Source organism: Micromonospora sp. H61 (assembly GCF_018070325.1).
Classification (GTDB): Bacteria; Actinomycetota; Actinomycetes; order Mycobacteriales; family Micromonosporaceae; genus Micromonospora; species Micromonospora salmantinae.
Genome location: NZ_JAGPXY010000092.1, coordinates 1 through 21,430, shown reverse-complemented (window position 1 = coordinate 21,430; position 21,430 = coordinate 1). Strand labels below are relative to the sequence as shown.

The window sequence follows — 21,430 nt, the reverse complement described above, 5'->3', positions numbered from 1 at the left end:
CCCCCGCCCCATCCTGCCGATCTTGCACTTTCTGTCGTCGATACGCGTGGTCTACCCCTTTAGTCGGGGCAGAAAGTGCAAGATCGCGGGGGTGTCCGGGACGGCGAGGTCGGGCGGGCGCTGTCGGGTCAGTTTGGCAGCGGGCCGGTCAGGTAACGCTGGATCGTGGGGCCGATCGCGGCCACCAGGGTTTCCGGGTCCGCCGAGGCGACCGGCTCAAGGCGGACCACGTGCCGCATCATGGCCAGGCCGATCATCTGGGTGGCCACCAGGGAGCCCCGCAGCGGTAGCTCGACCGGGTCGACGTCGAGGTTTTCCAGCACCCGGCGCAGCACCTGGGTGGTGACGAACTCACGCAGCAGCCGCGCGGTCCACTCGTTGCTCACCGCCGAGCGCAGCAGTGCCTGTGCGGCGCTGCCGGTCGGGGAGTCCCACACAGTGAGGAAGATGCGCACCATCCGCTCACCGACGCCGTCCCGGTCGCCGGCGAGCACCTTCGGCACCAGTTGACCGGGGTCGACCGGAAAGTTCATCGCGGCCAGGAAGAGCTGGTCCTTGCTGCCGAAGTAGTGGTGCACGAGCGCCGGGTCGACCTGCGCCGTACCGGCGATGCCCCGGATCGAGGCGGCGTCGTAACCACGTTCGGCGAACGCCGTCCGCGCCGCGTCGAGAATCGCCTCCCGGGTGCCCGGGTTGCCGGGTCGCCGGCCGGTCCGCCGCGTCATCGCCGCCCTTCGTTCGTCCGCCTCGGCCCGTCGTGGGCCGGCCCGGCTCACGCCGGGGTCGGCTGCCGCGCTGGCCGCCGCCCCCGGCGCCGGCGGTCAGCCGCTGCGTCGGCGCAGGGTGGCCGCCGCGAGCACCAGCGCCAGCACCACCGCGCCGAACACCACCGCTACGTCGCGCCACATCCGGCCGGTCGGTTCGGCGTGAGCGCCGACCTCCTGCAACGCCTCGATGGCGTACGACAGGGGGAAGGCGTCACTGAGCACCTGGAGCCAGCCGGCCATCTGGTCGCGGGCCACGAACAGCCCACAGAGCAGCAGTTGGGGGATCACCACGACTGGCAGAAACTGTACTGCCTGGAACTCGGTGCGCGCGAAGGCACTGCACAGCAGCCCGAGGGCGACGCCGAGCACGGCGTCGAGCACGGCGATCCCGAGCACCAGCCCGATGCTGCCGGCGGTGTCCAGATCGAAGATCCAGTACGCCACCACGGCGGCGACGGCTGCCTGCACGGCGGCGGCCAGCCCGAACGCGATGCCGTACCCGAAGAGCAGATCGAGCTTGCCCAGCGGGGTGGTGAGCAGCCGCTCCAGCGTGCCCGAGGTGCGTTCCCGCAGCATGGCGATGCTGGTCACCAGAAACATGATCACGAAGGGGAAGATGCCGAGCATCACCAGCGCGATCCGGTCGAAGGTTGTCGGCTGGCCGGGCGGGGTCGGTTGGTCGGAGTACATGAAGTAGACAAGGGTGAGCAGGACGGCCGGCACCACCACGAGCAGCGCGATGGTCCGCCGGTCGTGCCGGAGCTGACGCAGGATGCGCCCGGTGGTGGCGGCGAGAATTCGCGCGTTCATGCTGTCTCCCGTGCGGCTGTCGCGTCGGTGCTGGTGGAAGCGGCCTCGCCAGCCCGGATGAGCCGCAGGAACGCCTCGTCGAGGTCGTCCACACCGGCGGCGGCGCGGATCGCGGCGGGGCTGTCGTCGGCGATCAACCGCCCCTGGCGGATCAGCAGCAGTTGGTCGCAGCGCGCCGCCTCGTCCATCACGTGGCTGGACACCAACAGCGTGGTGCCGGCGGCGGCCATCGCGTGGAACCGGGCCCACAGGTCGGCCCGCAGCACCGGGTCCTGACCGACTGTCGGCTCGTCGAGGATGACCAGCTCCGGCTCCCCGACCAGGGCGCACGCCAGTGAGGCTCGGCTGCGTTGACCGCCGGAGAGGGTGCCGACCAGCTGACCGGCGGCCTCGGCGAGCCCGACGTCGCTGATCGCCCGGTCGGCCTCGACGCGCCCACGCCCGTACAGGGCCGCGAAGTAGCGGGCGTTCTCCCGGACGGTCAGGTCGGCGTAGACGCTCGGCGCCTGGGTCAGGTAGCCCACCCGGTGCCGCAGCGCGGGGGTGCCCGCCGGTTGACCGAGCACGGTGACCGTCCCGCCACTGACCACCTGCACCCCGACCACCGCGCGCATGAACGTGGTCTTGCCACTGCCGCTGGGGCCGAGCAGCCCGGTGACCGCGCCGCGCGGGACCCGGCAGCTGATGCCGTCCAGCACCCGCCGCCCACCCCGGTCCACGACCAGGTCTCGGACGGCTATCGCATCGTCCATCACACACCTCCACAGAAACTCATCACCTGTTGAACTCAACGCTAGATGAAATACCGCGCCGGGCGCAACGCCCGCACCGGTGTCCGACTGGCCGACCGTCGCGCGAAGCGCGAGAACGGGCAGTAGGCTCCGGACCGGACACGAAGTCCGCCAACGGGCATTGCGCGCCGATCGGACGTACGGCACGATGGCGCGGTGGGTCACGCTCCGTTACCGGATAGCGGTTTTCTTGAGGATTGGGCCGCGCGGTTGCGGCAGGCCGCCGAGCGGCCGGTGGTCGGCATCCTGTTGCGCGGCAGCCACGCCCGCCGTGCCGCCACCGCGCACAGCGACGTCGACCTCGACGTGTTGGTCGGCGGCGCCCCGTACGCGGCCCGCCGGGCCTACCTGGACGAGTCCGCAGGCCAGGTGACTCACGTCTCGGTGGCCGCCCGGGACATCCGGTCCTGGGTGGACCGACTGGGCGACCCGGCCGACTGGGCGTTCGGGCTGCCGGTCACCGCGCCGGCGCGGCTGCTCTGGGCCGACCCGCACTGGCGGCCCCGGATCGATCTGCCGGTGCTCTGCCAACCCGCCGAGCCACCCCGGCTGGAAGAGATGATCGCCACTCTGGGTAAGGCCGCCGCCGCCCGCGCGGCCAGCGACCGCCTCGGGGTCCGGCTCGCCGTCGCCGACCTGGCGCGGCTGTGCCCCTCGGTGCTGCGGCCGGCCAACCCGTCCGTACGGGTCCACTCCCGCCGGGCGGCCTTCGCGGCGGCCCTGGAACTGCCGGTGGCACCACCCGGCTACCGGACGGACATGCTGCTCTGCCTCGGGCTGCGCCCGGGCGCCACCGGGCAGCTCTGGGCCGCCGCCGTACGGCTGGTCGCCGGCACACTGCCGTTGATCCGGCCGTACGCCGAGGAGATCGCCGACACGGCCGGCGCGGACCTGGCCGCCGCCCTGGTCGACGGCCGGCTGGACCGTTACGTCGCCCAGCTGGCCCGGCCGGCCCGGCCCGCGTCGCAGCCCTGGCTCTCGCCGCAGTCCGGGCCCGCGTCGCAGCCTCGGCTCTCGTCGCAGCCGTGGCTCTCGGGGCTTCCGTCGCAGCCCTGGCGGGAGCGGTCGGCGGTGCCCGCGCCGCGTGCGGGAGAATTGGCGACTGTGCCCGTACCTGACTCGCCGGTGACCGGCGTCCCCAGCGATCCGAACGAGCTGGCCGCGCCCGCGCCGGCGCGCACGTCCCGGCTCGACCCGGCCATCGCGGCCCAGCTGCGCCGTACCGCCGACGGTCTGGTCGCCGCCGTGGTGCGCGCGCACGACTCCGGTGAGGTGCTGATGGTCGCCTGGATGGACGACGAGGCGTTGCACCGCACCCTCACCACCGGCCGGGCCACCTACTGGTCGCGCAGCCGCCGCGAATACTGGGTCAAGGGCGCCACCTCCGGGCACCACCAGTACGTGCGGTCGGTCGCCCTGGACTGCGACGGCGACGCGCTGCTGGTGAGCGTGGACCAGGTCGGCGCGGCCTGCCACACCGGGCACCGGACCTGCTTCTTCACCGAGCTGCCCGTCACCGGGACGGAGGCACCGTGAGCACGCGGAGTGCAGCGCGGCGAGGCACCGCAGTCGCTACCGAAAGGCGGGTCGGCTGATGACCGACGGCACCCTCAGCCCCGACCAGGCCACCTTCACCGCGCTGGCCGCCGACTGGCGGGTGGTGCCGGTCACCCGGCGGCTGCTGGCCGACGCGGAGACCCCGGTCGGGGTCTACCGGAAGCTGGCCGGTGGACCGGGCACGTTCCTGTTGGAATCGGCCGAGCAGGGCGTCGGCTCAGCCGGCATGGCCTGGTCGCGGTACTCGTTCATCGGCGTACGCAGCAGCGCGACACTGATCGAGCGCGACGGCGTGGCGACCTGGCTCGGCCAGCCGCCGGCCGGGCTGAGCACCGAGGGTGACCCGGTGCGGATGCTGCGGGAGACGGTGGCGGCGCTGGCCGGCCCGGTCGGGGACCCGTCCGACGGTCTGCCGCCGCTGACCGGGGGCATGGTCGGCTACCTCGGCTACGACCTGATCCGGCGCTTCGAGCGGTTGCCCGAGCTGACCGAGGACGACCTGGGCGTCCCGGAGCTGGGCATGATGCTCGCCACCGACCTGGTGGTGCTCGACCACTACGACGGCTCCGCGATTCTGGTCGCCAACGCGGTGCTGCCGCCGTTGGACGCCCCGGACCGCGCCCCGCAGGTCGCCGCCGCCTACCACCACGCGGTGGGCAGGTTGGACGCGATGACCACGGCGCTGTCCCGGCCCATCCCGCCGATGATCTCCACGGTCGAGCGTCCGCCGGCCGGCGAGGTGCTCTGCCGTACGCCCGACGGCGGTTACCCGAAGGCGGTGGAGGCGGCCAAGGAAGCGATCAGGGCCGGTGAGTGCTTCCAGATCGTGCTCTCCCAGCGCTTCGAGCGGACGACCCACGCCGACCCGCTGGACGTCTACCGGGTGCTGCGCACCAGCAACCCGAGCCCGTACATGTACCTGCTGCGCTTCGACGGGTTCGACATCGTCGGCTCGTCCCCCGAGGCGCACCTGAAGGTCACCGGGGCCGCGAACGGGCGGCGCCGGGCGTTGTTGCACCCGATCGCCGGCACCCGGCCCCGGGGCGGCACCCCCGCCGGCGACGCCGCGCTCGCCGCCGAGCTGCTCGCCGACCCGAAGGAACGAGCCGAGCACGTGATGCTGGTCGACCTCGGCCGCAACGACCTGGGACGGGTCTGTCAGCCCGGCAGCGTGGAGGTGCCCGAGTTCGCGACCATCGAGCGGTACAGCCACGTCATGCACATCGTCTCCACAGTCACCGGAACGCTGCGTGACGACCAGAGCGCCTTCGACGCGCTGGCCGCGACCTTCCCGGCCGGCACGCTCTCCGGGGCGCCCAAGGTGCGCGCCATGGAGATCATCGAGGAGTTGGAACCGGTCCGTCGTGGCCTCTACGGCGGCACCGTCGGCTACTTCGGCTTCGGCGGCGACCTGGACATGGCGATCGCCATCCGGACGGCGCTCATCCGCGACGGCCGCGCCTACGTCCAGGCCGGGGCGGGGGTGGTCGCCGACTCGGACCCGGCCGCCGAGGACCAGGAGACGCGGAACAAGGCAGCGGCCGTGCTGGCCGCGATCGCGGCCGCCGAAACCCTCCGGCCGACACGGTGAGCGCGAGGGGTGCGGCGAAGCGGAGTCCCGCAGTCGCGAACGACGGGATGAGTTCGTGAGCGGCGGGGAGCGGGCCGTCCTGGGCCGGCGCGCGTTGACGTACGCCGTGCTGCTCTGCCTGGCCGGCGCGGGCCTGGCGCTGTGGGCCGCGACGCGCAGCTGGTCGGTCGAGCTGACGGTACGTCCGGCGCCGCTGCCGCCGGTGCGTGACACCCGCAGCGGTGCGAGCCTGCTGCCCTGGCTGCCGGCGTTGGCCCTGGTCACCTTGGCCGGGGGTGGCGCGGTGCTGGCCACCCGGGGCCGCCTGCGTCGGGTGCTCGGGGCACTTCTCGGCGTGCTCGGTCTGGCCGTGGCGGCCGGCGGCGGGTATGGGCTGGTAGCCGACGTGGGCGGCGCCGTGAGCCGGCAGTGGCCGGCGCTCTGCCTGCTCGGCGGCCTGCTGGCCGCCGGGGGCGGCTGCTGGACGGCGATGCGTGGCGGTGACTGGCCGGCGATGGGCGCCCGGTACGAACGTCCGGCGCGGACCGCGCCGCAGGCCACGCCGGCGCAGAGCGACCCGGCCGTGTCGCCGACGCCGTTGGCGGGGCGGCGGACCACCGAGGCGTGGGACGCGCTGGACCGGGGCGAGGACCCGACGGCCGACTGACGCGGCGGCCGGCTGACGCGGCGGCCGGCTGACGTGTGGCCGACTGACGCGGCGGCCGGCCGACGCGGAGGCCGGCGGGCGGTCAGCCGACCGGCTGGCGCTCCCACTGGGCGCGGCTACTGGCGGCGCGGGCGGCGGTCAGTTCGGCGACCAGGCGGTTCAGCTCGGCCCGTTGGTCGGCGCGGGCCCGGTCGGCGCAGACCGCCTCCCAGGCGTTGCCCCGTGCCGTCCGCATCCGTCCCTCGCCCACCACGGCCCGTTCCACGCTGTGTACCACCCCGACGGCGAGCGATGCCACCGTCCGCGAGATGGTGGTCAGTCCGATGGTCGGGGTCGACTCGGAAATGCTCATGGTCACCTCGCACGAGGAGTTGCTGCGGTCGGGGCAGGCGCGCCATCGAGTCTGCCCGAGGACGATGCTCGCCCGTCGACGTTTCGCCGCGGTGACCGCCCGGTCAACTGTCTCGCCTCGGCCATGACCAGGCACCGTCCGTTCGGCCTTGAGCTTGCTCACAGCATCGATTGGCATCGCTGCAGTCAGGCGGCGAGCGGAAACTGGTGGCATGATCGATGGATCGGCCCGGTCTGACTGCGGCCGCCAGGCTCCATACCGCGTGACGGTGGTCGATACCGGAGGTGGCGCTGCGTGACAACCCCTTCACGACAAGTCGGCCATTATGCCGCAGCCCTTTTCGTGAGCAGCGCCATACCCCCCGGCATTCGGCGTCGGTCGGCTGCCCCTAGCATCGGCCCATGACGCCCGGAGAGGGGAGTCCGTTCGTGACTGCTGAGCATGCGCACGCGGAGGGGGACGAGGCCGGCCAGGCAGCGTCCGTTAGCGTGCTCGACGAGATTCTGGCCGGCGTGCGTGAAGACGTCGCCCGACGCCAGGAGCAGGTTCCGCTGGAGCGGATCCGTGAACTGGCAGCGGCGGCGCCGCCGCCCATGGACGCGTACGCGGCGCTGCGCAAGCCCGGCGTGGCCGTGATCGCCGAGGTGAAGCGTTCGTCACCGTCCAAGGGTCGGTTGGCCGAGATCGCCGATCCGGCCGACCTCGCTGTCGACTACGCGGCCGGTGGGGCGCGGGCGATCAGCGTGCTGACCGAGGGCCGCTGGTTCGGCGGTTCGCTGGACGACCTCGCGGCCGTGCGTGCCGCGGTCACCGTGCCGGTGCTGCGTAAGGACTTCGTGGTCTCCAGCTATCAGATCCACGAGGCCCGCGCGCACGGCGCCGACCTGGTTCTGCTGATCGTCGCCGCCCTCGAGCAGAACGTCCTGATGGGCCTGCTGGAGCGGATCGAGTCGCTGGGCATGACCGCCCTGGTCGAGGTGCACGACGAGGAAGAGGCCGACCGTGCGCTGGAGGCCGGCGCGCAGGTGATCGGCGTCAACGCCCGTGACCTGCGTACCCTGGAGGTCGACCGGTCGGTGTTCGAGCGGATCGCGCCCGGCCTGCCCAGCAGCGTCGTCAAGATCGCCGAATCCGGCGTTCGAGGCCCGCACGACCTGATCCGGTACGCCTCCGCGGGCGCCGACGCGGTCCTCGTGGGCGAGGGCCTGGTCACCCAGAAGAGCCCCCGCGAGGCGGTCGCCGAGTTGGTCAACGCCGGCAACCACCCGGCAACGCCCCGGCCGGTGCGCTGACCCCGCGCCGGTCCGACGTCCCACCGAGAGGATTCCCGATGAGCGCCGACGCGCTGGCCCCGGTGGCCGGCCCGCAGCCCGACTCCGCCGGCCACTTCGGCCGCTTCGGCGGTCGGTTCGTTCCCGAGGCCCTGGTGGCCGCGCTGGACGAGCTCGACGGGGCGTGGCGTACAGCGGTGGCGGACGAGTCCTTCCGGGCGGAGTTCGGCGCGCTGTTGCGCGACTACGCGGGCACGCCTTCGCTGCTCTACGAGGCCCGGCGGTTCTCCGCGAAGGTCGGCGCGCGGGTGCTGCTCAAGCGCGAGGACCTCAACCACACGGGTGCGCACAAGGTGCGCAACGTGCTCGGCCAGGCGCTGCTCACCAAGCGGATGGGCAAGACCCGGGTGATCGCCGAGACCGGCGCCGGCCAGCACGGTGTCGCCACCGCGACCGCCGCGGCCCTGTTCGACCTGGAGTGCGTGGTCTACATGGGCCAGGTCGACACCGAGCGGCAGGCGCTCAACGTGGCCCGGATGCGGATGCTCGGCGCGACCGTCGTCCCGGTCACCAACGGCTCGCGCACCCTCAAGGACGCGATGAACGAGGCGATGCGCGACTGGGTGGCCAACGTCGACGAGACGCACTACCTGATCGGCACCGCCGCGGGCCCGCACCCGTTCCCGGCGATGGTGCGCGACTTCGTCCGGGGCATCGGTGACGAGGCCCGCCAGCAGTGCCTAGACCTCACCGGCGGGCTGCCGGACGCCGTCACCGCCTGCGTCGGCGGCGGCTCCAACGCGCTGGGCATCTTCCACGCGTTCGTTGGCGACGAGGCCGTGCGGCTGTACGGCTTCGAAGCCGGTGGCGACGGGGTGGCCACCGGGCGGCACGCGGCGAGCATCACCGGCGGGTCCGCCGGGGTGCTGCACGGCACCCGCACCTTCGTGCTCCAGGACGCCGACGGGCAGACCCTGGAGTCGCACTCGATCTCCGCCGGCCTGGACTACCCGGGCGTCGGGCCCGAGCACGCGTGGCTGCACGACACCGGCCGGGCGAACTACCTGCCGGTCACCGACGACGAGGCGATGGCCGCGTTCGAGCTGCTCTGCCGTACCGAGGGCATCATCCCGGCGATCGAGAGCGCACACGCGCTCGCCGGCACCGTCGCGCTGGCTCCGAAGCTCGCCGCGGAGCTGGGCCGGGAGCCCACCATCGTGGTCAACCTCTCCGGGCGGGGCGACAAGGACGTGCACACCGCCGGCGACTACTTCGGCATCCTCGACAAGGAGCGGTGAGATGAGCCGGATCGGGGTGGCCTTCGACAAGGCCCGCGCCGACGGACGGGCACTGCTGGTCGGCTGCATGCCGGCCGGGTTCCCCACCGTCGAGGGCAGCATCGCCGCGATGACCGCCATGATCGAGGCCGGCGTCGACGTGATCGAGGTGGAGATCCCCTACTCCGACCCGGTGATGGACGGGCCGGTGATCCAGCGGGCCAGCGACATCGCGCTGGCCGGGGGCGTACGCACCGCGGACACGATGCGCATCATCGAGGCGGTGGCGGCCACCGGCGCTCCGGTGGTCACCATGACCTACTGGAACCCGGTCGAGCGGTACGGCGTGGACGTCTTCGCCCGTGACCTGGCCTCCGCCGGCGGCACCGGTCTGATCACCCCGGACCTCATCCCTGACGAGGCCGACGAGTGGCTGGCCGCCTCGGACGCACACGGGCTGGACCGCACGTTCCTGGTCTCGCCGTCGTCCACCGACGCCCGGCTGGCGATGACGGTGCAGCACTGCCGTGGCTTCGTCTACGCGACCGCCGTGATGGGGGTGACCGGCGCCCGGGCGCGTACCTCCGACGCCGCCCCGACGCTGGTCTCCCGGGCCCGCGCGGTCACCGACCTGCCGATCGGTGTCGGCCTGCGCGCCGGTTACGCCGACGGGGTGATCGTGGGCAGCGCGCTGGTCCGGTGTGTGCTCGACGCGCCCACCGAGGCCGACGGGCTGGCCGCCCTGCGCACGCTCAGCGCCGAACTCGCCGAGGGCGTCCGTAACCCCACCCGCTGAGCCCGGCCTCGCCTCATCGGATGTGTCCGGCAGGTGGGGCTTCCGCGACCCCGCGGCCGACCTCGGGACGGGTTGCGGCTTGTCAGGGGTGCACGGACCCGGCCGGCCGGCTCTTTTCGGCTGGGCGGGCCGCCGGCAGCGGAGCGGAGGCGACGGTGCCGGGCACCCAGCCCACGTCGCGGAGCACGCCGGAGCGACCGGCGGTCGCGTCGGTGACGGCGGCCCGGGTGAGCGGGGTGACCGCCTCGGGCAGCCCGTCGGGGGAGTGCCAGGACAGTCGGCAGCCCGGCGGTGGATCGGTGGCGGGTCGGAGCCCGGCCGCGCGGGCCCGGAACACGTGCACGAGGACGTCCGGCAGCGGGCCGGCGCGTCCGGCCGCGCCCTCCCCCGAAGGGCCGCTCACCTGGTAGATGCCGACCAGGTCGGTCAGCTCGATGTCCCAGCCGGTCTCCGCGCGAATGTCCCGTAGCGCCGCCCGCACCGGGCCCTCGGCCGGGCGCAGCCGCCCGCCGGGCAACGCGTAGCGGCGTTCTCCCCGACCCTGCCGGCAGAGCAGCACCCGACCGGTGTCGTCGGTGACGACCGCGGCGACCGCCCAGGTGAGCGCGCTCATGGACAAAGAGCCTACGGCGGCGCAAACCAGAAGTCACCGGGATGCGCCCTCCGGCGGCCCGGGGTGCCGCTGCGGGGGTGTCCAGCGGTAGCGTGTGCACCCGTGACCCTCGCCTCGCTCTCCCCCCAGGCGGCCCTGCCCAGCCCCAGCACCGCGGTCTGGCAGCTCGGGCCGGTGCCGATCCGGGCCTACGCGCTCTGCATCATCGCCGGCATCGTGCTGGCCTGCTGGCTGACGGAGCGCCGGCTGCGGCAGCGCGGCGTCGCGCCCGGCGCGGTGCTCGACATTGCCGTCTGGGCGGTGCCCGCCGGCATCATCGGTGCCCGGATCTACCACGTGGTCACCTCACCCGAGAAGTACTTCGGGGCCGGTGGCGACCCGATGAAGGCGTTCGCCATCTGGGAGGGCGGTCTCGGCATCTGGGGCGCGGTCGCCGGTGGCGCGCTCGGCGCCTGGATCGCGGCCCGACAGCTCGGCATTCCGTTCGGCGTGGTGGCCGACGCGCTGGCCCCCGGGCTGCCGCTGGCCCAGGCCGTCGGCCGGATCGGCAACTGGTTCAACAACGAGCTCTTCGGTGGCCGGACGACCCTGCCGTGGGGTCTGGAGATCCACCGGATGGACCCGGACAACCCCGGGCACGCCCTCCGCGACGACGCCGGGCAGCCGATCCTCGAACCGGGCCTCTACCAGCCGACCTTCCTCTACGAGGCGCTGTGGAACCTCGGCGTCGTAGCTCTGGTCCTCCTCCTCGACCGCCGGCTTAAGCTGGGCCGGGGCCGGGCCTTCGCGCTCTACGTGATGGGTTACACCGTCGGGCGGTTCTGGATCGAGCTGATGCGCACCGACGAGGCCAACCAGATCCTCGGCGTCCGGCTCAACGTCTGGACCGCCGCCCTGGTCTTCCTCGGCGCCCTCATCTACTTCGTACGGGTGCGTGGCCCTCGGGACTACCTGATCCCGCTCGGCCCGGCAGCGACGACGACCCCGCTCCCCACGTCCGACCTGTCCCAGGTCGACCTCTCCGAGCGGGAGACCCCGACGCGGGCCGCCGCGCCGGAGGGCTACCGGGTGGTGAGCGAGGAGCAGTACGCCGCCTGGCAGGACACCGGTGTCGTACCGCCGGCGAACGACGACGACTCCCGGCCGGATGATGGCCGGCCGTCCGACGACACGGCAGCCGCCGACCTCACGCCGAGCGACGACGAGCCGGTGGACGATCCGTCCGCCGCTCGCACCGACCGGGCCGACGCCACGGGCGCGCGTCCCGCCGACCGGGACAGCTGAGCGGCACCGATGCGAAGCGCGGTGGTGGTCGGCGCAGGGGTCGGTGGCCTCGCGGTGGCCGGCGCGCTGGCCCGTTCCGGCTGGCAGGTCACAGTCTTGGAACGCGCCGAACGGGTCCGCCCCGAGCCGACCGCGGTGGTGCTCTGGCCCAACGGCGTCCGCGCGCTCCAGGCCCTCGGCCTCGGCGCCGGCCTGGCCGCCATCGCCACCCCGTTGCCCGACGGCGGGGTCCGTCGCCCGGACGGGCACTGGCTCGTGCAGCCCCGGCCCATCCCGGCCGACCGGATGCCGGTGGTGGTGCACCGGGAGGATCTGCATGACGCGCTGATCGCCGGCCTCGGCGAGCGGGTCGAGTTGCGGACCGGGGTGACAGTGCGCCACGTCCGCGTCGAGCCGGGCGAGCGACCGGGAGTCAGCGACGGGCGGCACACCATCGAGGCCGATCTGGTGGTGGCCGCCGACGGCACGGACAGCGGCATCCGCCGCCAACTCGCGCCCGAGTCCCGGGTGGTCAGCTCCGGGTGCGCAGCCTGGCGGGCCGTCATCCCCTGGTACCAGGCACCTCGACTTCCCGACGATCAGCCGCTGGCCGGCGAGATCCTCGGCGCGGGTTACCGGTTCGTGGCCGCGTCGCTGGGCGAGCGCGGTTCCTCGGGCGGGTCCACCCGGGGCGGCATCTACTGGGTGGCCACCGCCGCCGGCGCGCCCCGCCCGGAACCACCGGAGACCCAGCTCGCCCTGCTGCGCCGCTGGTACGCGGGCTGGCCCGCGCCGGTCGGCGCGCTGCTCGACGCCACCGACCCGGCCGACCTGGTCCAACAGGAGGTTCGCGAGCTGCGCCCGCTGCCCCGGGCGTACGGCTTTCCGGTCGGGCCCGGTGGGGTGGTGCTGCTCGGCGACGCGGCGCACGCCATGCCGCCCCACCTCGGGCAGGGCGCCTGCCTCGCGTTCGAGGACGCCGCCACGCTCGCGTCGTTGCTGCGGGAGGCCCGGCTGCCCGACGCCGTCCAGGCGTACGACCGGGTGCGCCGCCCTCGGGCCGCGACAGTGGTCCGGCAGACCCGGCGGATGTCGGCGGTGCTCCAGACCCGGGGCCGGTTGGCGCTGCGTGCCCGGGACGCCGCACTGGGCACGATCAACTCCCGACTGCTCTCCAGCGCCGCCGCCTCCGCCGCCCAGTGGCGCCCACCGACCTGACCTCGGCCGCGAGGCAGCTCAGCGGAGCGAGGCAGGTCAGGGGATGAGCGCGGCGGGTTCGGCGATGCACGCGGTGCCGATTCGGCGGAAGCCGACCCGCAGGTAGACCCGTGCGATCTCCTCGCTGCCCGCGGAGAGGAAGACCAGCTCGGTACCGGCCGCCAGCAGCTCCCGGGCCAGGGTGGCGGTGAGCGCGGCGCCCAGCCCGCGTCGTCGGGCGGACGGCAGGGTGGCCACCCCGGCGATCTCCGCGACGTCGTCCACCCGCATAGCCATGCCGCTGGCCAGCGCCCCCTCGGTCGGCGTGCCGGCCAGCGCGGAGATCCGTCGCCCGTCGGCGATCCGGACGCGCTCCTCGTCGAGCGCGGCCAGTTCGAGTTCGGTGACGGCGGCGTCGCGTTCGGCCGGGCCGGCCTCGCCGGGGGCGGTGCCGGCGGCGGCGAACGCCACCGCTGCCACCGCACGCCGGGCGGCGACGTCGGCGGCGAAGCCGGGGGAGTCCGCCGCCAGCACCCGCACCGCCGCGTCGGAGAGCGTCGCCGGGTCGGGCAGCGCGCTCGGGTCGAGCACCATCAGCGGCGCCTCCAGCACGCTGAGCCCCGCCGAGCGGGCCACCGCCAGCAGCTCCGGGGTCGTCTCGTGCACCCACTCGAAGGCTTCTGGCAGGCCCAGCTTCCGCTGGCGCTCGCGGACCGAGGTAACGTCGGCCAGCGACGGCGGCTCGGTGTCGTCGATCCGGGGGCGGGCGTAGAACGGCCAGCCGGCACCTTCGCGGACGAACAGCACCAGTCCGCCATGATCCTCCGCACCGGCGACGTCGCGGGGCACCGCGTCGTAGAAGCGTTCCAACCGGTCGAAGACGTTCTTGTGTCGCGGATCCACCGCGCGAGACTACACGTCCCAGCCAGTGGACGGTGTGATCAATCTCGGGTGGCCGTGCGACCCCGGCCCTAACGTAGACTCAATAGACCCACGGGCCGACGTCGTCCCCACCATGATCCAACCTGAGTGACGACAGGAGGCCCGGTGGCTCAGCCGTACGCGGACACAGAACAGCCGCACCCGCACAGCCCGCAGGCGTCCCCGACGCCCCATCCCCGTCCGTCCGCCCAGGGCCTCTACGACCCAGCGCAGGAGCACGATGCCTGCGGCGTGGCCTTCGTGGCGGACCTGCACGGCCGGCGTTCACACTCGGTCGTCGCCAACGGGCTCGGCGCGCTCTGTCGGCTGGACCACCGGGGCGCCCGTGGCGCGGAGCCGAACACCGGCGACGGCGCCGGCATCATGATCCAGGTGCCGGACGCGTTCCTGCGCGCGGTGGCCGACGTCGCGCTTCCCCCGGCGGGCGAGTACGCCACGGGGCTGGTCTTCCTTCCCGACGACGATGCCGCCGAGGCGCGTGCCCGCCGGGTGGTCGAGAAGTACGCGTTGGTCGAGGGCGCCGACCTGCTCGGTTGGCGGGACGTGCCGATCGACCCGAGTGACCTGGGCGAGACCGCCCTGGCGGCGATGCCCCGGGTCCGGCAGCTCTTCCTGGCCGCGCACCGCCTCACCGACACGCCCGGCGGGCCGGCCGGCTCCCCGCTGCGCGGCATCGAGCTGGACCGGGTGGCGTTCTGTCTGCGCAAGCAGGCCGAACGGGAGACCGCCGAGCGCGGCGTTCCGGCGTACTTCCCGTCGCTGTCCAGCCGCACCATGGTCTACAAGGGCATGCTCACGCCCGACCAGCTGCCGGCGTTCTACCCGGACCTGCGCGACGAGCGGGTGGACAGCGCCATCGCGCTGGTGCACTCCCGCTTCTCCACGAACACCTTCCCGTCCTGGCCGCTGGCGCACCCGTACCGGTTCATCGCCCACAACGGCGAGATCAACACGATCCGGGGCAACCGCAACTGGATGCAGGCCCGCGAGGCGCTCCTGCGCTCGCCGAACGTGCCGGGCAACATCCGGCGGGTCTTCCCGGTCTGCACCCCCGCCGCCTCCGACTCGGCGAACTTCGATGAGGTCCTGGAGCTGCTGCACCTGGCCGGGCGAAGCCTGCCGCACGCGGTGCTCATGATGATCCCCGAGGCCTGGGAGAACGACCCGGGGATGGACCCGGCCAAGCGCGCCTTCTACCGCTTCCACGCCAGCCTGATGGAGCCGTGGGACGGTCCGGCGTCGGTGGCCTTCACCGACGGCGAGATCGTCGGCGCGGTGCTGGACCGCAACGGGCTGCGCCCGGGGCGCTGGTGGCAGACCGACGACGGGCTCGTGGTGCTCGGCTCCGAGGCGGGTGTCCTCGACCTCGACCCGGCCCACGTGGTCGCCAAGGGGCGACTCCAGCCGGGCCGGATGTTCCTGGTCGACACGGTGGCCGGGCGGATCGTGCACGACGAGGAGATCAAGTCCGAGTTGGCCGCCGCCCAGCCGTACGGCGAGTGGCTGCACGCCGGGCTGATCGAGCTGAACGACCTGCCGGCCCGCGAGCACACCGTCTACACACACGACTCGGTGCGCCGCCGGCAGCAGACCTTCGGCTACACGGTGGAGGAGCTGAAGATCCTGCTCGGGCCGATGGCCCGCACCGGCGCCGAGCCGCTCGGTTCGATGGGTACCGACACCCCGATCGCGCCGCTGTCCACCCGGCCGCGGCTGCTCTACGACTACTTCCACCAGCTCTTCGCCCAGGTCACCAACCCGCCGCTGGACGCCATCCGCGAGGAGTTGGTGACCAGCCTGGCGTCGACCATCGGGCCGGAGGGCAACCTGCTCGACCCGGGCGCCGCGAGCTGCCGGCAGATCGTGCTCCCGCACCCGATCATCGACAACGACGAGCTGGCGAAGATCCTCTCCATCGACGAGGACGGAGACCTGCCCGGCTTCAAGGCGGTCCGGGTCTCCGGGCTGTACCGGATCCGGGAGGGCGCCGCCGGGATCAAGGCGCGGCTGACCGAGATCTGCCGGCACGTCTCCGAGGCGATCGAGGACGGCGTGCGCATCCTGGTGCTCTCCGACCGGGACTCCAACGCCGACCTGGCGCCGATCCCGTCGCTGCTGCTCACCGCCGCCGTGCACCAGCACCTGGTGCGCGAGCAGACCCGTACGCAGGCGGCGCTGATCGTGGAGTCCGGCGACTGCCGGGAGGTGCACCACGCGGCGGTGCTGATCGGCTACGGCGCGGCGGCGGTCAACCCGTACCTGGCGTTCGAGTCGGTGGAGGACCTGATCCACACCGGCGCGTTGGCCGGGGTGGAGCCCGCCGCAGCGGTGCGCAACTACGCGAAGGCGCTCGGCAAGGGCGTCCTGAAGATCATGTCCAAGATGGGCATCTCGACTGTCTCCTCGTACTGCGGTGCGCAGGTCTTCGAGGCGGTCGGCCTGGACAGCCGGCTGGTCGAGCGCTACTTCCGGGGCACCCCGAGCCGCATCGGCGGGGTGGGTCTCGCGGGCGTGCACACCGAGGTGGCCGCCCGGCACGCGCTGGCCTGGCCGCCGGCCGGCACCGCCAGCTCCGACCGGTTGGAGGTCGGTGGCGAGTACCAGTGGCGCCGCGAAGGTGAGTTGCACCTGTTCAACCCGGAGACGGTGTTCCTGCTGCAGCACGCCACCCGCAGCCGGCAGTACGACGTCTTCCGGCAGTACACCGCCAAGGTCGACGCGCTCGCCGCGCAGGCCGGCTCGCTGCGCGGGCTGTTCACGCTGCGCACCGGGGTCCGTCCGGCGGTGCCGATCGAGCAGGTCGAGCCGGCCACCGAGATCGTGAAGCGGTTCGCCACCGGCGCCATGTCGTACGGGTCGATCTCGGCGGAGGCGCACGAGACGCTGGCCATCGCCATGAACCGGCTCGGCGGCAAGTCCAACACCGGCGAGGGCGGCGAGGACGTCGAGCGGCTGCACGACCCGGCCCGGCGTTCGGCGGTCAAGCAGATCGCCAGCGGCCGCTTCGGTGTGACCAGCGAATACCTGGTCAACGCCGACGACCTCCAGATCAAGATGGCCCAGGGCGCCAAGCCGGGCGAGGGCGGTCAGCTGCCCGGCAACAAGGTCTGGCCGTGGATCGCCCGCACCCGGCACGCCACCCCCGGCGTGGGTCTGATCTCCCCGCCGCCGCACCACGACATCTACTCCATCGAGGACCTCGCCCAGTTGGTGCACGACCTGAAGTGCGTCAACCCGGCGGCCCGGGTGCACGTCAAGCTGGTCAGCGAGGTCGGCGTCGGCACCGTCGCCGCCGGGGTGGCGAAGCTCAAGGCGGACGTCATCCTGATCTCCGGGCACGACGGCGGCACGGGCGCCTCTCCGCTGAACTCGCTCAAGCACGCCGGCACCCCGTGGGAGCTGGGGTTGGCCGAGGCGCAGCAGACGCTGTTGCTCAACAAGCTGCGCGACCGGGTCACAGTGCAGGTCGACGGCCAGCTCAAGACCGGCCGGGACGTGCTGATCGCGGCGCTGCTCGGCGCGGAGGAGTTCGGCTTCGCGACCGCGCCGCTGATCGTCGAGGGTTGCGTGATGATGCGCGTCTGCCACCTGGACACCTGCCCGGTCGGCATCGCCACCCAGAATCCGGTGCTGCGGGAGCGCTTCACCGGCAAGCCGGAGTTCGTGGAGAACTTCTTCCTCTTCCTCGCCGAGGAGGTCCGGGGGTACCTGGCCGAGCTGGGTTTCCGGTCGATCGAGGAGGCGATCGGGCAGTCCGAGCTGCTCGACGTGGCCCCGGCGGTGACGCACTGGAAGGCGCACGGGTTGGACCTGGCGCCCGTCCTGCACCTGCCGGAGCTGCCCGCAGGCGCGGCCCGACGCGGGATCCGCGCGCAGGATCACGGCCTGGATCAGGCGCTCGACAACGAGCTGATCGCGCTGGCCCGTCCGGCTCTGACGGACGGGGCGCCGGTGCGGGTCGAGGTGGCGGTGCGCAACGAGCACCGCAGCGTCGGCGCGATGCTCGGCGGTGAGGTGACCCGTCGCTTCGGCGGCGCCGGCCTTCCCGAGGACACCATCGAGTTCGTGCTGCACGGCACGGCTGGGCAGTCGTTCGGCGCGTTCCTGCCGCGCGGGGTGACCCTGCGCCTGCACGGCGACGCCAACGACTACGTGGGCAAGGGCCTCTCCGGGGGTCGGCTCGTCGTCCGTCCGGACGCCGCCGCGCCGTTCCTCGACCCGGACGCCGAGCCGGGGCGGCGGGCCGAGGATCAGATCATCGCCGGCAACACCATCCTGTACGGGGCCACGGCGGGCGAGGTCTTCCTCCGCGGCCGGGTGGGGGAGCGGTTCGCGGTGCGCAACTCCGGCGCGATCGCCGTGGTCGAGGGCGTCGGCGACCATGGCTGCGAGTACATGACCGGCGGCACTGTGGTGGTGCTCGGTGCGACCGGCCGGAACTTCGCGGCGGGCATGTCGGGCGGCACGGCGTACGTGCACCATCTGGACCGGGCCCGGGTCAACACGGAGCTGGTCGACCTGTTGCCGCTGGGCGAGCAGGAGCAGTCACTCCTGCACGAGCTGATCCAACGGCACGTCGCCGAGACCGGGTCGGCGGTCGCCGAGGATCTGCTCAAGCGGTGGCCGGAGGCGGTGGCCGAGTTCACCGCTGTGGTACCCCGCGACTACCGCCGGGTGCTGGAGATCATGCGGGCCGCCGAAGCAGCCGGCCGCGACGTCGACGACGCGGTGATGGGCGCGCTCAGCGCGCCCGCCGCACCGGTGCCGCCCGCCCCGCGGGTGGCTGCCCAGGAGGTGGCACGTGCCTGACCCGAACGGTTTCCTGCGCTACGACCGGCGGCTGCCGGCCCGCCGCCCGGTGCCGGTGCGGATCAGCGACTGGCGGGAGGTGTACCCGCCGGCCGGCGAGGAGTTGGTCCGTGAGCAGGCCACCCGATGCATGGACTGCGGCATCCCGTTCTGCCACGACGGCTGCCCGCTGGGCAATCGCATCCCGGACTGGAACGACCTGGTGCGTACCGGCAACTGGGACGCCGCTGTGGAGTCGCTGCACGCCACGAACAACTTCCCGGAGTTCACCGGCCGGCTCTGCCCGGCGCCCTGCGAGGCGGCCTGCGTGCTCGGCATTTCCGGCGGTCAACCGGTGACCATCAAGCAGGTCGAGGTGGAGATCGCCGACGCCGCCGCGGCGCGCGGGTTCACCCCCCGTCCGGTGCCGGCGCCGTCGGGCCGGTCGGTCGCCGTCGTCGGCTCCGGGCCCGCCGGCCTCGCCGCCGCCCAGCAGTTGGCCCGCGCCGGTCACGCGGTGACCGTGTACGAACGCGACGACGCGATCGGTGGCCTGCTCCGGTACGGCATTCCCGACTTCAAGTTGGAGAAGCGGCACATCGATGCCCGGCTGGCCCAGCTCACCGCCGAGGGGGTGCGCTTCCGCACCGGCGTGAACGTCGGGGTGGACGTGACCGCCGAGCAGTTGCGCGCCGAGCACGACGCGGTGCTGCTGGCCTGTGGGGCGTTGCAGGGCCGGGACACCCCGGAGACCCCGGGGCGGGCGCTTCGGGGCGTACACCAGGCGATGGCGCACCTGGTCGCGGCGAATCGCGCGGTTGCCACGGCGGCCACCGACCAGGCCGGCGTGGTGGCCACCGCCGAGCGTCGGCTGGCGCGGGCGGTGTTGCCGGACGGCACGCCGATCGACGCGGCCGGCAAGCACGTGGTGATCATCGGTGGCGGTGACACGGCGGCCGACTGTCTCGGCGTCGCGCACCGCCAGGGCGCCGCGGGCGTGCACCAACTCGACCTGTACCCGCAGCCGCCGCAGGAGCGCGACGAGGCACGGGATCCGTGGCCGACCTGGCCGTGGGTGCTGCGCAGCTACCCGGCGCACGAGGAGGGTGGCGAGCGGGTCTTCGCCGTGGCGGTGCAGGAGTTCGTGGACGACGGCACCGGCCAGGTGCGGGCGGTGCGGGTCGCCGAGGTGACAGTGGAGAAGCGCGACGGCCGGCGGGTCGTCACAGTGGTGCCGGGCTCCGAGCGGGAGTTGCCGGCCGATCTGGTGCTGCTGGCGATCGGCTTCGAGGGCACCGAGCAGCAGCCGCTGCTGGCCCAGTTCGGCGTGGAGCGCAACCCTCGGGGCTCCATCGACGCCCGCGACGACTGGCAGACCGACGCCGACGGGGTGTTCGTGGCCGGTGACATGCACCGGGGCGCCTCGTTGATCGTCTGGGCCATCGCCGAGGGGCGGGCGGTCGCCGCCGCCATCCACGACTATCTGGGCGGTGTCGGTACGCTGCCGGCCCCGGTGGGCCCGGCCGCGCAGGCTCTCGCCGCTCGCTGAGGTGCGGGTGTCCGGTCGGTGCGGCAGGTCCGCCACCGCACCGACCGGACATTCCCGCTGGTGAAGCCGCTCACAACTGTGGGCAAAGAGGTTTAAGCCGGCAAGACTTGCCGGCTGCCGAACCGCGCTGCGATCGGTGTGAATGATCATCCTGCCGATCGCTGGAGGTTCGTCGTGGCCCGAGGTGCCACCTTCGCCGCGTTGCGCCACCGCAACTACCGGATCTGGGCGCTCGCCGGCTTCGTCTCCGTCATCGGCACCTGGATGCAGGTCCTCGGAGTCAACTGGTACGTCCTGAAGGAAACCGGCTCGGCGACGTCCATGGGCTTCGCCGTGCTGCTCCAGGCGGCGCCCACGCTGCTGCTCAGCGTCTGGGGTGGCGTGCTGGCCGACCGGCTGCCCGCCCGCCCGCTGCTGATCGCCGCCCAGGGCGCCCACGCGGTGCTCGCCGCCGGACTGGCGGCGGTCGCCCTGACCGGGGTCGGCGGCCTGCCGCTGATCTTCGCGATCTCGCTGGCCACCGGTGCCGTCTCGGCGATCGAAGGCCCGGTGATGGGGCGCTGGGCCGCCAGCCTCGTCGACCGGGAGACGCTGGGCAACGCGCTGGCGCTCGGCTCGCTCACCAACTCCGCCGGCCGCATCCTCGGCATGAGCCTCGGCGCCGTGGTGGTGGCCGCCGTCGGACCCGCCCCGCTGTTCGGCATCAACGCGGCCAGCTTCGCCGCCGTGGTGGTGGCGCTGTTCGCCGTACGCCCGGGAGCCGTGCCCGGCCTCCCGGTCCCGGACGCCGGCCGGGCACGGGGCGGTGTTCGCGCCGGGTTCGCCTACCTGCGTGGGCAGCCGGTGCTGCTCCTCGCGCTCGCCCTGTCGTTCGTGCTCGGCAGCCTGGGCCGCAACTACCAGGTGACAATGGCCGCGATGAGCGACGGGCCGCTGGACGCCGGCGCCTCCGGGTACGGCCTGCTGTCGACGGTGTTCGCTGTCGGAACGGTGGTGGGTGCGCTCGTCGCGGCCCGGCGGCGTTCCCTGGGCTACCGGACGCTCGTCGTCGCGGGCCTGCTCGCCAGCGGGCTGCAGATCGTCGCCGGCCTCGCACCGGGCACCTGGAGCTTCGCCGCGGTGATCCTGCCGATCGCCGCCGCCGCGGTGGTCATCGACACCACCGTCGGCACCCGCGCCCAGCTCGACACCGACGGCGCGATGCGGGGCCGGGTGCTCGC

The 21,430-nt window shown here is 73.3% G+C and carries 17 protein-coding genes and 1 pseudogene; 12 read left to right on the top strand and 6 right to left on the bottom strand.

Translation table 11 applies throughout. The features are described 5' to 3' along the window. Nucleotides 1-128: 128 nt before the first annotated feature. The 3 genes from KBX08_RS29375 to KBX08_RS29365 form a co-directional block, all read right to left on the bottom strand. A complete protein-coding gene (locus tag KBX08_RS29375; RefSeq protein WP_210786640.1) occupies nucleotides 129-725 on the bottom strand; it encodes a TetR family transcriptional regulator in 597 nt (198 codons plus the stop codon). Nucleotides 726-821: 96 nt separating this feature from the next. Then, a complete protein-coding gene (locus KBX08_RS29370; RefSeq protein ID WP_210786638.1) occupies nucleotides 822-1,577 on the bottom strand; it encodes an ABC transporter permease in 756 nt (251 codons plus the stop codon). Next, nucleotides 1,574-2,329 (bottom strand): ABC transporter ATP-binding protein, encoded by a 756-nt coding sequence (locus tag KBX08_RS29365; RefSeq protein ID WP_210786636.1) that lies wholly within the window; start codon nucleotides 2,327-2,329, stop codon nucleotides 1,574-1,576. Before KBX08_RS29365 ends, KBX08_RS29370 begins: the two co-directional genes overlap by 4 nt. A 597-nt stretch (nucleotides 2,330-2,926) precedes the next feature. On the opposite strand from KBX08_RS29365, the pseudogene KBX08_RS34150 reads away from it, so the two are divergent. The 4 genes and pseudogenes from KBX08_RS34150 to KBX08_RS29350 all read left to right on the top strand — a co-directional run. Further along, nucleotides 2,927-3,211: pseudogene (locus KBX08_RS34150) on the top strand (phosphoribosyl-AMP cyclohydrolase); the annotation flags it as partial. Between the two features lie 261 nt (nucleotides 3,212-3,472). Beyond that, on the top strand, nucleotides 3,473-3,904 hold the full coding sequence (gene hisI / locus KBX08_RS34145) for a phosphoribosyl-AMP cyclohydrolase (RefSeq protein WP_307850683.1): 432 nt from the start codon (nucleotides 3,473-3,475) through the stop codon (nucleotides 3,902-3,904). 58 nt (nucleotides 3,905-3,962) lie between these two features. Next, nucleotides 3,963-5,516 (top strand): anthranilate synthase component I, encoded by a 1,554-nt coding sequence (locus KBX08_RS29355; protein WP_210786632.1) that lies wholly within the window; start codon nucleotides 3,963-3,965, stop codon nucleotides 5,514-5,516. A 55-nt stretch (nucleotides 5,517-5,571) separates the two neighbouring features. Further along, entirely contained in the window at nucleotides 5,572-6,162 is a 591-nt protein-coding gene (locus KBX08_RS29350; RefSeq protein ID WP_210786630.1) for a Trp biosynthesis-associated membrane protein, read from the top strand. Between the two features lie 82 nt (nucleotides 6,163-6,244). Here the strand turns inward: KBX08_RS29350 and KBX08_RS29345 are convergent, their stop codons facing one another. Then, nucleotides 6,245-6,514 (bottom strand): hypothetical protein, encoded by a 270-nt coding sequence (locus tag KBX08_RS29345; RefSeq protein WP_210786629.1) that lies wholly within the window; start codon nucleotides 6,512-6,514, stop codon nucleotides 6,245-6,247. Between the two features lie 488 nt (nucleotides 6,515-7,002). On the opposite strand from KBX08_RS29345, the gene trpC reads away from it, so the two are divergent. From trpC to trpA, 3 genes are read left to right on the top strand one after another with little or no spacing between them, the layout of a single operon-like run. Continuing rightward, the gene (gene trpC, locus KBX08_RS29340) at nucleotides 7,003-7,806 is read left to right on the top strand and encodes an indole-3-glycerol phosphate synthase TrpC (RefSeq protein ID WP_030334428.1); all 804 of its coding nucleotides are present in this window, start codon (nucleotides 7,003-7,005) and stop codon (nucleotides 7,804-7,806) included. A gap of 38 nt (nucleotides 7,807-7,844) precedes the next feature. Then, the gene (gene trpB / locus KBX08_RS29335) at nucleotides 7,845-9,083 is read left to right on the top strand and encodes a tryptophan synthase subunit beta (RefSeq protein ID WP_210786627.1); all 1,239 of its coding nucleotides are present in this window, start codon (nucleotides 7,845-7,847) and stop codon (nucleotides 9,081-9,083) included. A gap of 1 nt (nucleotide 9,084) precedes the next feature. Continuing rightward, nucleotides 9,085-9,858, top strand: coding sequence for a tryptophan synthase subunit alpha (gene trpA, locus KBX08_RS29330; RefSeq protein ID WP_210786625.1), 774 nt, complete (start codon nucleotides 9,085-9,087; stop codon nucleotides 9,856-9,858). 82 nt (nucleotides 9,859-9,940) lie between these two features. On the opposite strand, the gene KBX08_RS29325 is transcribed toward trpA, so the two are convergent. Beyond that, a complete protein-coding gene (locus KBX08_RS29325) occupies nucleotides 9,941-10,471 on the bottom strand; it encodes an NUDIX hydrolase (protein WP_210786623.1) in 531 nt (176 codons plus the stop codon). A 102-nt stretch (nucleotides 10,472-10,573) separates the two neighbouring features. Between KBX08_RS29325 and lgt the strand changes: the two genes are divergently transcribed. Together lgt and KBX08_RS29315 are read left to right on the top strand one after the other, a co-directional pair. Beyond that, nucleotides 10,574-11,755, top strand: coding sequence for a prolipoprotein diacylglyceryl transferase (gene lgt, locus KBX08_RS29320; protein ID WP_210786621.1), 1,182 nt, complete (start codon nucleotides 10,574-10,576; stop codon nucleotides 11,753-11,755). A 9-nt stretch (nucleotides 11,756-11,764) separates the two neighbouring features. Beyond that, nucleotides 11,765-12,952 carry an NAD(P)/FAD-dependent oxidoreductase gene (locus tag KBX08_RS29315; protein ID WP_210786619.1) on the top strand — a complete coding sequence of 396 codons (1,188 nt, stop codon included), beginning with the start codon at nucleotides 11,765-11,767 and terminating at the stop codon, nucleotides 12,950-12,952. Between the two features lie 36 nt (nucleotides 12,953-12,988). On the opposite strand, the gene KBX08_RS29310 is transcribed toward KBX08_RS29315, so the two are convergent. Then, a complete protein-coding gene (locus KBX08_RS29310) occupies nucleotides 12,989-13,834 on the bottom strand; it encodes a GNAT family N-acetyltransferase (RefSeq protein ID WP_210786617.1) in 846 nt (281 codons plus the stop codon). Nucleotides 13,835-13,978: 144 nt separating this feature from the next. On the opposite strand from KBX08_RS29310, the gene gltB reads away from it, so the two are divergent. The 3 genes from gltB to KBX08_RS29295 form a co-directional block, all read left to right on the top strand. Then, entirely contained in the window at nucleotides 13,979-18,682 is a 4,704-nt protein-coding gene (gene gltB / locus KBX08_RS29305) for a glutamate synthase large subunit (RefSeq protein WP_210786615.1), read from the top strand. Next, complete coding sequence (locus tag KBX08_RS29300; RefSeq protein ID WP_210786613.1) at nucleotides 18,675-20,210, top strand: glutamate synthase subunit beta; 1,536 nt, start codon at nucleotides 18,675-18,677, stop codon at nucleotides 20,208-20,210. The genes gltB and KBX08_RS29300 overlap by 8 nt, the downstream gene beginning before the upstream one ends. Nucleotides 20,211-20,384: 174 nt before the next feature. After that, nucleotides 20,385-21,430, top strand: a 1,046-nt coding sequence (locus KBX08_RS29295) for an MFS transporter (protein ID WP_210786611.1), incomplete at its 3' end; no start/stop codon positions are given.

Coding starts and splice junctions, on each gene's coding strand:
- KBX08_RS29375 (WP_210786640.1), bottom strand. CDS start 725: ATGACGCGGCGGACCGGCCGGCGACCCGGCAACCCGGGCACCCGGGAG.
- KBX08_RS29370 (WP_210786638.1), bottom strand. CDS start 1,577: ATGAACGCGCGAATTCTCGCCGCCACCACCGGGCGCATCCTGCGTCAG.
- KBX08_RS29365 (WP_210786636.1), bottom strand. CDS start 2,329: ATGGACGATGCGATAGCCGTCCGAGACCTGGTCGTGGACCGGGGTGGG.
- KBX08_RS29355 (WP_210786632.1), top strand. CDS start 3,963: ATGACCGACGGCACCCTCAGCCCCGACCAGGCCACCTTCACCGCGCTG.
- KBX08_RS29345 (WP_210786629.1), bottom strand. CDS start 6,514: ATGAGCATTTCCGAGTCGACCCCGACCATCGGACTGACCACCATCTCG.
- trpB (WP_210786627.1), top strand. CDS start 7,845: ATGAGCGCCGACGCGCTGGCCCCGGTGGCCGGCCCGCAGCCCGACTCC.
- trpA (WP_210786625.1), top strand. CDS start 9,085: ATGAGCCGGATCGGGGTGGCCTTCGACAAGGCCCGCGCCGACGGACGG.
- KBX08_RS29325 (WP_210786623.1), bottom strand. CDS start 10,471: ATGAGCGCGCTCACCTGGGCGGTCGCCGCGGTCGTCACCGACGACACC.
- KBX08_RS29315 (WP_210786619.1), top strand. CDS start 11,765: ATGCGAAGCGCGGTGGTGGTCGGCGCAGGGGTCGGTGGCCTCGCGGTG.